Below are 13,182 nucleotides of genomic sequence, written 5' to 3' on the forward strand. Positions count from 1 at the left end.
CTCTTAGCGCGACAGAACGCGATCCGCACGCGAAAGTTACGGCCGTTCACCCCTTTTGGTGGCGCGACGGACAACCGTCCGTCGCGCCACCGTCCTGTCCGCTTACGTTCGTCCCGCTGTGAGCCGTCGGGACAACGGCGGCTCCCCAAAAGGGAGATCGGGGGTGCACACGTGCGCATCGGACTGCTTACCCAGAGTGGCTACCCGTATGTGAGCGGTGACGCCAGACTCTGGTGCGACCGGCTCGTACGCGGGCTCGGACAGCATGAGTTCGACATCTACGCGCTCAGCCGCAGCAGGCAGCAGGAGGACGAGGGCTGGCTTCCGCTTCCACCACAGGTCAGCCGCGTACGCACGGCACCGTTATGGACGGCCGAGGACGACGGGGTCGGCTACGCACGGCGCGCGCGTCGGCGCTTCGCCGAGTGCTACGAGGATCTGGCCAGGGCCGTCTGCACCGGCTCGGACGATCAGGCGGACCGTTTCGCCAGTGCCCTGTACGGGCTCGCGGAACTGGCCCGTGACGAGGGCGGACTCGTCGGCGCGCTCCGCTCCGAAACCGCCGTACGCGCGCTGGAACGCGCCTGCCGCGCCCCCGGCACTCCCCGTACGGTGCGCGAGGCCCGCGTCCCCGACCTGCTCACCGTCGCGGCCCACCTCGAACGCGCCCTGCGCCCCCTCTCCCTCGACTGGTACGGGGACGACGGCCTCGGCTCCGTGGACCTGTGCCATGCGACGGCCGGCGGCTCCGCCGCCCTGCCCGGACTGCTCGCCCGCCACTTCTCCGGCGTGCCCCTCCTGGTGACCGAGTACGGCGTACAGCTGCGCTCGCACTACCTGGCCGCCGGCGCCGGGACGCAGGCACCCGCCGTACGGGCGCTGCTCGCCGCCTTCCACCGCCGGCTCGCCGCCGAGATCTACGCACGAGCCGCGATCCTCACCCCGGGCAACACCCATGCCCGCCGCTGGCAGGAGCGGTGCGGCGCGGACCGTTCCCGCATCCGTACGGTCTACCCGGGCATGGAGGCGTCCCGCTTCGCCGAGGTCGGCGAGTCCCAGGAGCGCGCCGACGCGGACACGCTGGTGTGGGTCGGCCGGGTGGAGCCCGCCAAGGACCTGGTGTCGCTGCTGCACGCCTTCGCCGAGGTCCGCAGGGCGCAGCCCAAGACCCGGCTGCGGATCGTGGGCGCGCCGGCGGACCCCGAGGGCCGGGCCTACCTGGGGCACTGCCGGGCACTCGCCGCGCAGCTCTTCCCGGACGAGGCGGACGGCGTGCACGCCGTCGGGGACAATCCGGTGTCCTTCGAGGAGATCGGCGGCCCGGAACTCCCGACCCTGGCCGACGCGTACGCCTCGGGTGCCGTGGTCGTCCTGTCCAGCGTCGTCGAGGGCTTCCCCATCGGTCTCGTCGAAGCGATGTTCTGCGGCCGTGCGACGGTGTCCACGGACGTCGGCGCGGTGGTCGAGGTCATCGGCGGCACGGGTCTCGTCGTGCCGCCGCGCAATCCACGGGCGCTCGCCGAAGCCTGCGTGGCGTTGCTGCGCGACCCCGAGCGCCGTGAGCGCCTGGGCGCGGCCGCCCGCGCCCGCGCGCTCGAACTGTTCACGGTCGAGCAGAACATCGCGGCATTTCACGGCATTTACCTGGAGGTCGTCTCGCGCTGCCCGGTGCGGCGCGTGGTCCTCGACGGATCCGGCGAACCCCTGCCGTTCGCCGTCCCGGCCGAGGCGCACATCCCCGGTCGCTGGACCGGCCCGGCGAGCCGCGTCCTCGCCCGCGGCGGCCCCGGCTGGGCCGTCACCGCGTCCGACCCGGTGGCGGCGACCCCGGTGGCGGCCACGGAGGGTGCCCGATGAGCGGCCTGGGCGAACTGGACCGCCCCGCCACCCCGGCCAGCCCCGGCGCCTGGGACGCCCGATCCGAGGGCTGGCTCTTCGGAGAACCGAAGGAGCCGGATGAGCCTGGTGAGTCCGGTGAGTTGGGCGAGCCATACGCGCCCGGTTCGACAGGCGAGGCCGGTGTGACGGAGGAGAGCGACACGAGAGACGCGAGGGACGTCATGCGGGCTCAGGAGTACACCGACGGACATACGACCCTCGGTGACGCGACCGCTGACGCCACCATGGATGTCACCGGTGAAAGACCGGCGTTCGGCGCCCCGGCCCGCACCCCGACCGGCGAGAGGCCGACGGGCGGAGGCCGCGGTGCGGTCAGCGCCGGCTCGGACGCGATGCGCGGGGCCAGGGGGCGGCGCGGGGCCGCGGACCCTGTGAAGACGCTGATGCACCGGCACCGCGACCTGTGCGAACGGGCCGTGGACCCGCTGGAGATCGCCGCGGGCCTGGAGGCGCACGGCATCACCGACCGGACCGCCGCCCGCTTCCGCCACCGCGACGTCTTCTCGCTCGCCGAGGAGATGCACGCGCGTGTCCCCCGCGACGGCGACCAACCCCCGCCGCCCGCCCAGTCCGCCCCGGCCACCCGGGTGCGCGCCGCCTGGGCCCTGCGTGCCCTCCTGCCCGGCGCCCTGACCGGGCTCACCCTGGCGGGCCTGCACCTCACCCACGGCCGTGCCCGTCTCCTGGTGGCCGCCGCAGGCGTCCTCGCCGTGGCACTCGGCGTCCGTACGGCACTGCGGCGCGGCCCGCTGAGCACGCCGTCCGGCACGCACGCGTGGCGCCCCGCGGACGGCACCCACACAGGCACCTGGTGGCTGCTCGGATACGCCCTCCTGGGCGACGGCCTCCTCGACGCCGCCCTGTCCGGCGGCCCCGACGGACTGCCGAACGGTACCGCGGACGGCCCCTGGCCGGTGACCGCCGCGCCCGTCCTGGCCCTCACCCTGGCCTGCGTCCCGGCGGCCTGCTGCGCCCATCTCTTCGCCACCCGCGCCCGCCGCAGACTCGACGGCAGCCGCGGCCTCAAGGAGTTCGCCGCCGCCGTGCGGCCGTTGCTGTTCGGCGTGTTCGCCCTGTTCCTGGGCGCGCTCGCCGCCCTCGCCGCAGTCACCGGCGCGGTCCTGCGGGAGCCCGCCGCCTACCCCGAGACGCTCGCCCTCGGTGCCCTCCTCCTGCTCGCCCGTCTCCTCACCGTCCACCACCTACCGCACCCCGCGGCCCTGGCCCTCACCGCCGCGGCCACCGCCGAGGCACTGGCGCCCGCCCTGGTCCTCGCCGCCCACCTCCCCGGCTGCGCCTTCCTGGCCACCCCTGTCGAGACCCTGGTGGACGCCTGGGGTCCCGGCGGCGTCCCGACACTCGCCTGCGCGACGGCCGCGCTGGCGCTGCTGCTCCACGCGAGCCGCGCCCTGACCCGGGCCTCGGCCCACGCCCCGACCGGGGAGCAGACGTGAACCCCCTCGCAGGCGCCCGACCCCACGGGCGGCGACGACCGCATCACCCCCTCGAAGGAGAAGACCAGATGACCACCTCCCGACCCGGAGCATCCGGAGCCACCGGAGCAGCCGGAGCACACACCCCGGGAGCCGAACGATGAGGGTCCTGCTGATCGGAGCCAACGGCTACCTCGGCCGGTTCGTCGCCGACCGTCTGCTCGCCGACCCGGCCGTCCAGCTCACCGCGCTCGGCCGCGGCGACGACGCCGACGTCCGCTTCGACCTCGCGACCGGCAGCCCCGGCGCGCTCACCCGCTTCCTGGACGCGGTCCACCCCGGCGTCGTCGTCAACTGCGCGGGCGCCACCCGCGGCGGTGCCCGCGAACTGACCCGGCACAACACCGTCGCCGTCGCCACGGTCTGCGAGGCCCTGCGCCGCAGCGGCTGCGGCGCCCGTCTGGTGCAGATCGGCTGCGGCTCCGAGTACGGGCCCAGCCAGCCCGGCTCCTCCACGGCGGAGGACGCCGTGCCCCGCCCCGGCGGCCCGTACGGTGTCAGCAAGCTCGCCGCCACCGAACTGGTCCTCGGATCGGGCCTGGACGCCGTCGTACTGCGCGTGTTCTCACCCGCAGGGCCCGGCACCCCGGCCGGCTCGCCGCTCGGCCGGCTCGCCGAAGCCATGCGCCGCGCCATGCAGGCCGGCGACGGCGAACTCAAACTCGGCGGCCTCGGCGTGCAACGCGACTTCGTCGACGTACGCGATGTGGCCCGCGCCGTGCACGCCGCCTCGCTCTCCGCCGCGCAGGGCGTCATCAACATCGGCTCCGGCCGGGCCGTCCGGCTCCGGGACGCCGCCGCCGTCCTCGCCCGCGTCGCCGGATACGGCGGCGCCCTGCACGAACTCGACGGACCTCCCGGACCGCTGCGCACCGCCATCGGGCACCCCCGCGCCGAGTCCGACCACACGCCGCCCGTCGCGTTCCCGTACCCGGACGGCTGCGGCAGCTGGCAGCAGGCCGACGTACGCACCGCACGCGACCGGCTCGGCTGGCGCCCCAGGATCAACCTTGAGGAATCCCTCGCCGACATCTGGATGGAGGCCGCATGCCGTATCTGACCAGCACCCCGGAGGGCACCGCCCGCGCCGCTCTGCGCACCGGCTTCGGCGTCCCCGGCCTTGCGCACCCCCTCCTCGCCCCGGCCGAGTGGGCCGAACTCACCCGGCCCGGCACGCCCCTGCACTGGGTGGTCCTCGATGTCGCCGACGGCCCCGGCGCGCACCCCGACCCGCATTGCCTGGAGGCCGCGGGCCGGCTGCGCAACGGAGGCGTCCGCGTCCTCGGCCACCTGGACACCGTGTACGGCAGCCGGGCCCACGCGGACCTGCTCTCGGACGCGCGCCGCTACCGCGACTGGTACCAGGTCGACGGCTTCCTGCTGGCCCGCTGCCCCACCGAGCGTGCCGAACTGCCCGACATCCGGCGCACCGTCACCGCGCTGCGCACCCTCGGCGAGGCCACCCACCTCGTCCTCGACCACGGCGTCCATCCGCACCCGGGCTACGCCGAGAACGCCGACCAGTTGGTCACCTTCTCCGGCGCCTGGTCCGACTACCGCTGGTCGCAGGCCGCCGAGTGGACCGCCGACTACCCGCCCGACCGCTTCTGCCACTTCGTGCACGGCGTGCCCCGCGGCCATCTCGACGAGGCGCTGCGCATCGCCCGCTGGCAGGGCGCGGCCACGATCTACTTCACGGACCGCACCGACCGCGGCGGTCACATCGACCCCTGGGAGACGATGCCCGGCTACTGGGACGACATCGTCTCGCGGATCGGAACGGGTGTCTCGGAATGAAAGAGGCCGTGGCAGTGTTACAGGGAGAACAACCGTAGTGTTTGACCGACCAACGGAGTCCCCGTGTCGCTGCCACCCCTGGTCGAGCCGGCCCCTGAGCTCACCGTAGACGAGGTCCGCAGGTACTCCCGCCACCTGATCATCCCTGACGTCGGGATGGACGGGCAGAAGCGGCTGAAGAACGCGAAGGTGCTCTGTGTGGGCGCCGGCGGTCTGGGCTCGCCGGCGCTGATGTACCTGGCCGCCGCGGGCGTCGGCACGCTCGGCATCGTGGAGTTCGACGAGGTCGACGAGTCGAACCTGCAGCGCCAGATCATCCACAGCCAGGCCGACATCGGCCGCTCCAAGGCCGAGTCGGCGCGTGACACCGTCAAGGGCATCAACCCCTACGTGAACGTGATCCTTCACGAGGAGCGGCTCGAGGCCGACAACGTGATGGACATCTTCAGCCAGTACGACCTGATCGTCGACGGTACGGACAACTTCGCGACCCGCTACCTGGTCAACGACGCGTGCGTGCTGCTCAACAAGCCGTACGTGTGGGGCTCGATCTACCGCTTCGACGGCCAGGCCTCGGTGTTCTGGTCCGAGTACGGCCCCTGCTACCGCTGCCTCTACCCGGAGCCCCCGCCGCCCGGCATGGTGCCCTCCTGCGCCGAGGGCGGCGTCCTCGGCGTGCTGTGCGCGTCCGTCGGCTCCATCCAGGTCACCGAGGCGATCAAGGTCCTCACCGGCACGGGCGAGCCGCTGGTCGGCCGCTTGATGATCTACGACGCCCTGGAGATGCAGTACCGCCAGGTCAAGGTCCGCAAGGACCCGAACTGCGCGGTCTGCGGCGAGAACCCGACCGTCACCGAACTCATCGACTACGAGGCCTTCTGCGGCGTCGTGTCCGAGGAGGCCCAGGCGGCGGCCGCCGACTCGACGATCACTCCCAAGCAGCTCAAGGAGTGGATCGACGACGGCGAGAACGTCGAGATCATCGACGTCCGCGAGCCGAACGAGTACGAGATCGTCTCCATCCCGGGCGCCAAGCTCATCCCGAAGAACGAGTTCCTCATGGGCTCCGCCCTGGAGGGCCTTCCGCAGGACAAGAAGATCGTCCTGCACTGCAAGACGGGCGTGCGCAGCGCCGAGGTCCTCGCCGTGCTGAAGTCCGCGGGTTTCGCCGACGCCGTGCACGTCGGCGGCGGCGTGATCGGCTGGGTCAACCAGATCGAGCCGGACAAGCCGGTCTACTAGGCGTACGCCCTCACCGGTTGCGGAGGGGCCCGGCACCGCACCTGCCGGGCCCCTTTCCGCTGCCCGCACCCTCTCCGGGGCCCGCGCGCCGTGGGCCGCTAGGCGCAGACCTTGCCGTCCTTCGGCACCGTCCCGTCCAGCAGGTAGGCGTTCACCGTCGTATCGACACAGTCGCTCCCCCTGCCGTACGCCCCGTGCCCCTCGCCCTTCCAGGTCAGCTCCACACCGACGTCCTTGCCCAGCTCGTCCGCCATCCTGCGGGCGCCCTCGTACGGCGTCGCCGGGTCGCCGGTGTTGCCGACCAGCAGGATCGGCGCCGCACCCGGCGCAGCGACCTCCGGGGTGTCGTACTGCCCGGCCACCGGCCAGTCGTGACACCAGCCGACCGTGTCCCAGCCCAGGAACTCCCCGAACACCGGGGAGATCTCCGCGAACTTCGGCAGCAGCTTCTTCGTCTCCTCCAGCGTGGGCCGCTGCCTGTCGTCCAGGCACGATATGACCCGTTGGGCGTGGGACGACGTGCCGTAGCGCCCCGAGGAGTGACGCTCGTTGTAGTCGTCGGCGAGGGACAGCAGCCGTGAGCCGTCACCCCGCTCGGCCGCCCTCAGCGCCTCGGTCAGCTCCGGCCAGCGGGACTTGCTGTACAGCGGCAGGGCAATGCCGATGACCGCGAGCGACTGGGTGAGCCCGCGCCCGGACGTCGCCGGCAGCGGCTGGGTGTCGAGCCGGTCCAACAGGTCCGCGATCTTCCGGGATCCCTCCGCGGGGTCCTGGCCGGTGGACTTCAGGTAGTCGTCCAGGGCTCGCTGGAAGCCCAGGGCCTGGTTCTTGGCGTGTCCCACCGTGTCGGCGGTCGGATCGACGACCGCGTCCAGGATCATCCGGCCCACGTTCTTGGGGAACAGGTGGGCGTAGACGCCGCCGAGTTCGGTGCCGTAGGAGATGCCGAAGTAGTGCAGCTTGGTGTCGCCGAGGACCTGGCGCATCAGGTCCATGTCGCGGGCGGTGTCGGCCGTGGAGACATGCGCCATCAGCTTTCCGGCGGCGCGTGCGCAGCCCTTGCCGAAGTCGGCGGCGTCCTGGAGGTAGGCCTTTTCCTCGGCCGGGGTGTCGGGGGTGTTGTCCACGGTCTCGGCGGCCTGGATGTCGCGGTCGCTGCGGCAGCGGACACCCTCGCTGGCCCCGACCCCGCGCGGGTCGAAGCTCACCAGGTCGTACCGCTCGCGCAGCTTGGCGACCGTCGTGGCGTAGTACGGCATCGTCGAGACGCCGGAGCCGCCCGGGCCGCCGAAGTTGAAGAGCAGCGAGCCGATGCGGTCGCCGCCGGTGGCCCGCGCCCGGATCAGCGCGACCTCGATCGTCCGGCCGTCCGGCTTCGACCAGTCCAGCGGGACCTTGAGCGTCGCGCACTGCCAGTCGGCGCTCGGCGCCGCGGAGTCCGCGGTGGCCTTGCAGCGGCCCCAGTCGGGCTTCTGCGAGGTGAGCGAGGAGGGCGGTCCGGCGGTGGACGGTCCGGTCGGCGCCGCCGACGACGGAGCCGACCGGTCCTTACTGTCGCCCGCGCCCGCGCCTGTGTCTCCACCGCCGTCGGACGATCCACCGCCGCATCCGGCCATCAGCACCGCTGCCGCCACCGCGGCCGTCCACCGTACGAAACGCACCTTGTGCACCCCCCTCGCAAGCCCTCCGCACGTCGGTCGCGGAGAGCGGTTACGCCATAGTAGGCGGATCGAGCCCGACCCGTGAGAGCCTGTGGATAACGCTCTGACCTGCGTATTCATCGAAGCTGATGGGGGGTCAGGAGCAGACCGCGCCGGTGGTCGGCAGCTTCCCGTCCAGCAGATAGCCGTTTACGGCGTCCTGCACGCACTTGTTCTTGCTGTCGTACGCGCCGTGCCCCTGCCCCTTGTACGTCAGCTGGATGCCGACGCCCTTGCCGAGCGCGTCCGCCATCCTCCGGGCGCCCTCGAACGGGGTCGCCGGGTCGCCGGTGTTGCCCACGACGACGATGGGCGCCGATCCGGGCGCGCTCACGTCGGGGTGGTCGGCGGCGCCCGGCACCGCCCAGTCGGTGCAGCTGATCATGCCCCAGGCCAGGAAGTCCCCGAACAGGGGGGAGGCGGCGCGGAACTCGGGCACCTTGCGCTGGATGTGCTCGACGGTGTACCGCGGTTTCTCGTCGGCGCAGTTGATGGCCACGTTCGCGGAGGTGAGGTTGCTGTACTCGCCGTTCTCGTTGCGGCCGTTCAACGAGTCGGACAGCAGCATCAGGATCCTGCCTTCGCCGTCGTACGCCTCTTCCAGGCCCTGGGTCAGGTACTCCCAGAAATCCTTGGAGTACAGGGACTGCGCGATGCCGTTGGTGGCGGCGGTCTGGGTGAGCTGGCGCGGGAAGATGCCCGGGATCGGCTTCTTGTCGAGGTCGGCGAGGAGTTTGGCGATGCGGTTCTTGACGTCCTGCGGGGTGTCGCCGATCGGACACTCGGTGACCTTCGAGGTGCAGTCGTCGGCGAAGTTGTCGAGCGCGTGCTGGAAGCCCTTGGCCTGGCCCAGAGCGTTCTGCTCGGGGGTCTTGGTGGGGTCGACGACCGCGTCGAAGACGGCCCGGCCCACGTTCTTGGGGAACAGGTGGGCGTAGACGCCGCCGAGTTCGGTGCCGTAGGAGATGCCGAAGTAGTGCAGCTTGGTGTCGCCGAGGACCTGGCGCATCAGGTCCATGTCGCGGGCGGCGTCCGTGGTGGGCACATACGGCAGGATCTTCTTGGAGTTCTTCTCGCAGGCCGCGTTGAACCCCTTGGTCCGGTCCACCAGTTGGGCCCGCTCGGTGGCGTCGTCGGGTGTCGCGTCCTGCTGGAAGTACACGTCGAGCTGTGCGTCGGTCTTGCACTTGACGGGGGTGCTGCGGCCGACGCCGCGCGGGTCGAAGCTCACCAGGTCGTAGCGCGTGCGCAGCTTCGCGTAGTCCGAGGCGAAGGCGGGCAGCGTGGTGACGCCGCTGCCGCCGGGCCCGCCGAAGTTGAAGATGAGCGAGCCGATCCGCTTGGCCGGGTCACCGCTCGCCCTGGCCCGGATGAGGGCGAGCCCGATGGTGTCGCCCTTCGGGTTGCTCCAGTCCAGGGGCGCCTCCAGGGTGGCGCACTGCCAGGGGCCGCTGCCCGGCAGCGGCGAGGGGGTGTTGCCGCCGCCCTCCGCCTCGGAGGGGGCCGGGCAGTCCTTCCAGTCCAGCTTCTGGACCGTCAGGTCCCCGGCCTTCGAGCTGCCGCCGCAGGCCACGAGCAGGGAGGGCAGCAGGACGGCGGCGGCCGCGGCGGCGCGGATCCGGGAAGGCTTCATGATCCCATCCTGGGGCGGCGCACGCCGGGGCGCTCGGGGTGCGGGCCGTACGAGGTACGAGCCGCCCCCTGGCCGGGCCGCGTCCCGGCGTTCTAGAGGGAGCCCCGGCGGGAGAGGTGGTTGAAGGCCAGCCAGCCCGGCAGCACCGGCAGCCACAGCGTGAGCAGCCGGAACAGCAGCACGGCCGGTGCGGCGACCTCCTTGGGGAGCCCGACGGCGATCAGTCCGACGGTCAGCGTGGCCTCCACGGCGCCCACCCCGCCCGGAGTCGGCGCCGCGGAACCGAGGGCGTTGCCGGCCAGGAAGACGACGGCGACACTGGCGATGCTGAGCGAGGTCGACCCGTCGCCGAACGCGCGGATCGAGGCGTCCAGACACATCACGAAGCAGGCGGTGAGCAGCAGCATCCCGCCGATGCCCGTGACCAGCTTCTGCGGGCGCTGCAACACGTCGAGCATGCGCGGCACGACGCCCGCGAACAGCGACCTCACGCGCGTGACGACGAATTTCCGCAGGAACGGCACCGAGGTCACCACGAGGACGAGCACCGCCACCGTCAGCAGGCCGGCGATGACCGTCCGGGACGGGGACAGCGACGGGGTCTTCTCGGTGCCGGTCAGATAGCCGAAGGACAGCAGCATCAGGATGTGGCAGCCGAGCCCGAACAACTGCGACGCGCCGACGCTCGCCACCGCGAGTCCGGGGCGCACGCCGGAGCGCTGCAGAAAGCGTGTGTTGAGGGCCACACCGCCGACCGCGGCCGGCGCCACGATCTTCACGAACGACCCGGCGACCTGCGCCCCCACGGTCCGCAGGAACGGCACGCGCTCGGGCACGAAGCCGAGGAGCGCCATCGCGGCGGCGACATAACTGAGCGCCGAGAACAGCACCGCCGCCGCGACCCAGCCCCACTGGGCCTGCGCGAAGAGTGTGCCGAACTCGATGTGCGTGAGCTGAGTCAGCAGGTAGTACGCGCCGATGGCGCCCGCGATGAAGCTGATCAGCGTGCGGGGCCTGACCCGCTCCAGCCGGGCCGGCTCCACCGGGGCCTGCGGCCTGATGCGCAGCACCTCGTGCCGGATCTGGGTGAGCAGATCCTCTTCGCGGGCCTCCTCCACGGCCTCGTCGATGGCCCGCTTCTCGGCCCGCTGCTCGGCGCGCACCGTCTTCTTGTCGGGCTTTTCCAGGGTGGTCCTGGTGTCGTCCGAGGCCTCCTCCAGGCGGGCCTGCCTGTCCTGCCGGGAGGCTTCCAGGACCGCCTCGCGCTCCCGCTGCGCCCGCTCGCGGGCCAGTTTGCGCAGCGTCGCGCGCGTGGAGCGGGTCAGGGCGATGGGCTGGAGCATCGGCAGACAGTCGGCGACCGCGTCGGGGCCGAGAACGCCGACCGCGGAGGCCACCGCCCGCTCGGCGCCCACCCGCAGTCCGAGCGTGGTGACGAGTTGGGCGACATCCATGCGCAGCAGCAGATCTCCGGCCGCGATCTCGCCGCCGCGCAGATCGGTCAGGATCACCGAACCGGAGCGATCCACCAGGATCGCGTCGCCCGCGAGCCTGCGGTGCGCGATGCGTCGCGACTGCAACGCCTGGACCTGGTGCCAGGCGTGGCGCAGCAGCTCGTCGGTGATCTCCTCGTCGGCCAGTGAGTCGAGCGTGCGCCCACCGGTGTGCTCGTAGACGAGCATGACGGCGTCCGGACCCAGCTCGGAGGTCGCGATCAGCTTGGGCGCGTTGGCGCCGGCCGCGATGGCGGCGTACGCCAGCAGCGCCTCCTGCTCCAGCGCCTGGCGCAGCGACTGCAGGCTGGAGCGGGTGGCGAAACCGCGCAGGGTCAGATTGCGCCACGCCCGGTAGAAGAAGCCCTGGGCCTGCTGCTCCCGGTCGACGACGGTGACGTCCAGGGGCGGACCGTCCTCCAGGGTCACGAAGTAGCGCCGTCCGCGGTCGCCGTTCTCGGTGTCCGCGGCCTCCTCGCGGGCGGCGGACACCGGGTGGAAGCCGACGTGGCGCAGACCCGCCATCAGTGTGCGCCCGGTGGGGCGGACGTTCGGGGAGCCGACCGCGTACAGCGTCCCGTAGGCCACGGTCCAGCCGATGAGCACCGTCAGGATGATCGAGAACGGCGTCGTATAGCCGGTGACCAGCATGGAGAACGCGTCGAGCAGCAGCACGATCCACAGCACGGCGCGCCAGCGCGGTCTGCGGGACATGCCGACGGCCGTCATGTACGCGATGACGGGGGCCAGATAGCCGTGCACCGGGTCGGTCAGGGCGTGGATGTTGCCGGGGGAGGGCTGGGTGAGCGCTTCCTGGATCGAGTTCGGAGCGGCCCTGGCGACCCAGAGGTCGGTGGCGAGCGTCACCCCGTGCGCGAGGACCGCCGCCAGGACGCCGTCGGCGATGCGCAGCCCGTCCCGCTTGATCAGCCGCTCGATCGCGAACGCGACCGGCACCAGAAGGATGGCGATGCTCGACGCCAGCCCCGCGATCTTGATCAGCAGATCGGGTGCCTGGCCGGTGCCCTTGTTGATGTCCTGTTCCAGGCCCGAGGTGGTGCCGTGGGCGAAGGCGGCGATGGCCAGGAGCACGGCGATCGCGAGCACGCCCACCAGGAGGCGCATCAGGTCGGAGGGCCGGTGCACGCGCGCGGGGAGCAGGGGCTCGTCGCCCTCGACCTCGTCGGCGTGGGCGTCGTCGGGGCAGTCGGCGAGGTGTGCGGCCCCGGTGCCGTTGTCCGCCTCGGCGGGGCTCGTGCCGTGCGCCTGGGCGGCGTCAGGGCGCGCCCCGGCGTCGGAGGTGCCCTCCGCGCCCTCGGCGTGCACGCCCTGCTGCTTCATGGTCTCTTCTTGGTCTCGTATCACCGGTCACCGCCCGCACGATGGTGGCATGACCCTCCGACACACAGGGTCATCAGGGTGCACATGCGGGGGCGCACAGTGTGCCGGAAACGCCGCCGCAGGGCGAGGGGCGGGCATCACGCCGCTCGCGCCGCGTTGTCGGTGGGGTGGGGCAGGATGGGGCGAATGAGCGAGGAGAGCCTTCCGGAGGAGGCGGGTGCGCAAGGGCACGCGGACGCGCTGCCGGAGTATGCCGAGCGGGTCCTCGACGTCGCCGAACGGATCCCGCCCGGACGGGTCATGACGTATGGGGACGTCGCCGAGTGGCTGGCGGAGGGCGGCCCGCGCCAGGTCGGCCGGGTGATGGCCCTCTACGGGGGAGCCGTGCCGTGGTGGCGCGTCGTGCGGGCCGACGGGGTGCTGCTCCCGGGCCACGAACTGCGCGCGCTCGGCCACTACCGCGCGGAGGGCACACCGCTGAAGGAGACGGGCAGGGCCGCCGAGGGCCACCTGCCGCGGCTCGACATGAGACGGGCCCGATGGGACGGCGGCGAGAGCGCACAGGGTCACACCTGACAGCTTCC

9 protein-coding genes are annotated in these 13,182 nt (G+C 72.3%); 6 read left to right on the forward strand and 3 right to left on the reverse strand.

Annotated elements, in window-relative coordinates:
- Window positions 1-171 precede the first annotated feature (171 nt).
- The 5 genes from pelF (at window position 172) to moeZ (ending at window position 6,431) form a co-directional block, all read left to right on the forward strand.
- Entirely contained in the window at window positions 172-1,857 is a 1,686-nt protein-coding gene (gene pelF, locus ABT245_RS06410) for a GT4 family glycosyltransferase PelF (RefSeq protein ID WP_351729335.1), read from the forward strand.
- Window positions 1,854-3,353 carry a hypothetical protein gene (locus ABT245_RS06415; RefSeq protein WP_351729338.1) on the forward strand — a complete coding sequence of 500 codons (1,500 nt, stop codon included), beginning with the start codon at window positions 1,854-1,856 and terminating at the stop codon, window positions 3,351-3,353. Before pelF ends, ABT245_RS06415 begins: the two co-directional genes overlap by 4 nt.
- A 139-nt stretch (window positions 3,354-3,492) precedes the next feature.
- Entirely contained in the window at window positions 3,493-4,452 is a 960-nt protein-coding gene (locus ABT245_RS06420; RefSeq protein WP_351729340.1) for an NAD-dependent epimerase/dehydratase family protein, read from the forward strand.
- Window positions 4,440-5,189, forward strand: a complete 750-nt coding sequence (locus ABT245_RS06425; RefSeq protein WP_351729342.1) for a spherulation-specific family 4 protein — start codon at window positions 4,440-4,442, stop codon at window positions 5,187-5,189. The genes ABT245_RS06420 and ABT245_RS06425 overlap by 13 nt, the downstream gene beginning before the upstream one ends.
- Window positions 5,190-5,252: 63 nt before the next feature.
- Window positions 5,253-6,431: an adenylyltransferase/sulfurtransferase MoeZ gene (gene moeZ, locus ABT245_RS06430; protein ID WP_351729345.1), complete on the forward strand. Its 1,179-nt coding sequence runs from the start codon at window positions 5,253-5,255 to the stop codon at window positions 6,429-6,431.
- Between the two features lie 98 nt (window positions 6,432-6,529).
- Here the strand turns inward: moeZ and ABT245_RS06435 are convergent, their stop codons facing one another.
- The 3 genes from ABT245_RS06435 to ABT245_RS06445 all read right to left on the reverse strand — a co-directional run bounded on the left by ABT245_RS06435 (window position 6,530) and on the right by ABT245_RS06445 (window position 12,598).
- The gene (locus ABT245_RS06435) at window positions 6,530-8,047 is read right to left on the reverse strand and encodes an alpha/beta hydrolase (RefSeq protein WP_351729604.1); all 1,518 of its coding nucleotides are present in this window, start codon (window positions 8,045-8,047) and stop codon (window positions 6,530-6,532) included.
- A gap of 181 nt (window positions 8,048-8,228) precedes the next feature.
- Complete coding sequence (locus tag ABT245_RS06440; protein ID WP_351729606.1) at window positions 8,229-9,767, reverse strand: alpha/beta hydrolase; 1,539 nt, start codon at window positions 9,765-9,767, stop codon at window positions 8,229-8,231.
- An 89-nt stretch (window positions 9,768-9,856) separates the two neighbouring features.
- Window positions 9,857-12,598, reverse strand: a complete 2,742-nt coding sequence (locus ABT245_RS06445) for a lysylphosphatidylglycerol synthase domain-containing protein (RefSeq protein WP_351729348.1) — start codon at window positions 12,596-12,598, stop codon at window positions 9,857-9,859.
- Window positions 12,599-12,784: 186 nt separating this feature from the next.
- Here ABT245_RS06445 and ABT245_RS06450 point away from each other — a divergent pair, with 186 nt between their 5' ends.
- Window positions 12,785-13,174 (forward strand): MGMT family protein, encoded by a 390-nt coding sequence (locus ABT245_RS06450; protein ID WP_351729351.1) that lies wholly within the window; start codon window positions 12,785-12,787, stop codon window positions 13,172-13,174.
- Window positions 13,175-13,182: the final 8 nt, after the last annotated feature.

This window comes from Streptomyces sp. NPDC001508 (genome assembly GCF_040298665.1).
In the GTDB taxonomy this organism is placed as follows: Bacteria; Actinomycetota; Actinomycetes; order Streptomycetales; family Streptomycetaceae; genus Streptomyces.

Bases quoted from the DNA above. Each gene is read 5' to 3' on its own strand.
- ABT245_RS06450 (WP_351729351.1), top strand. From the start codon at position 12,785: ATGAGCGAGGAGAGCCTTCCGGAGGAGGCGGGTGCGCAAGGGCACGCG.
- ABT245_RS06435 (WP_351729604.1), bottom strand. From the start codon at position 8,047: ATGGCCGGATGCGGCGGTGGATCGTCCGACGGCGGTGGAGACACAGGC.
- ABT245_RS06420 (WP_351729340.1), top strand. From the start codon at position 3,493: ATGAGGGTCCTGCTGATCGGAGCCAACGGCTACCTCGGCCGGTTCGTC.
- ABT245_RS06445 (WP_351729348.1), bottom strand. From the start codon at position 12,598: ATGAAGCAGCAGGGCGTGCACGCCGAGGGCGCGGAGGGCACCTCCGAC.
- ABT245_RS06415 (WP_351729338.1), top strand. From the start codon at position 1,854: ATGAGCGGCCTGGGCGAACTGGACCGCCCCGCCACCCCGGCCAGCCCC.
- ABT245_RS06425 (WP_351729342.1), top strand. From the start codon at position 4,440: ATGCCGTATCTGACCAGCACCCCGGAGGGCACCGCCCGCGCCGCTCTG.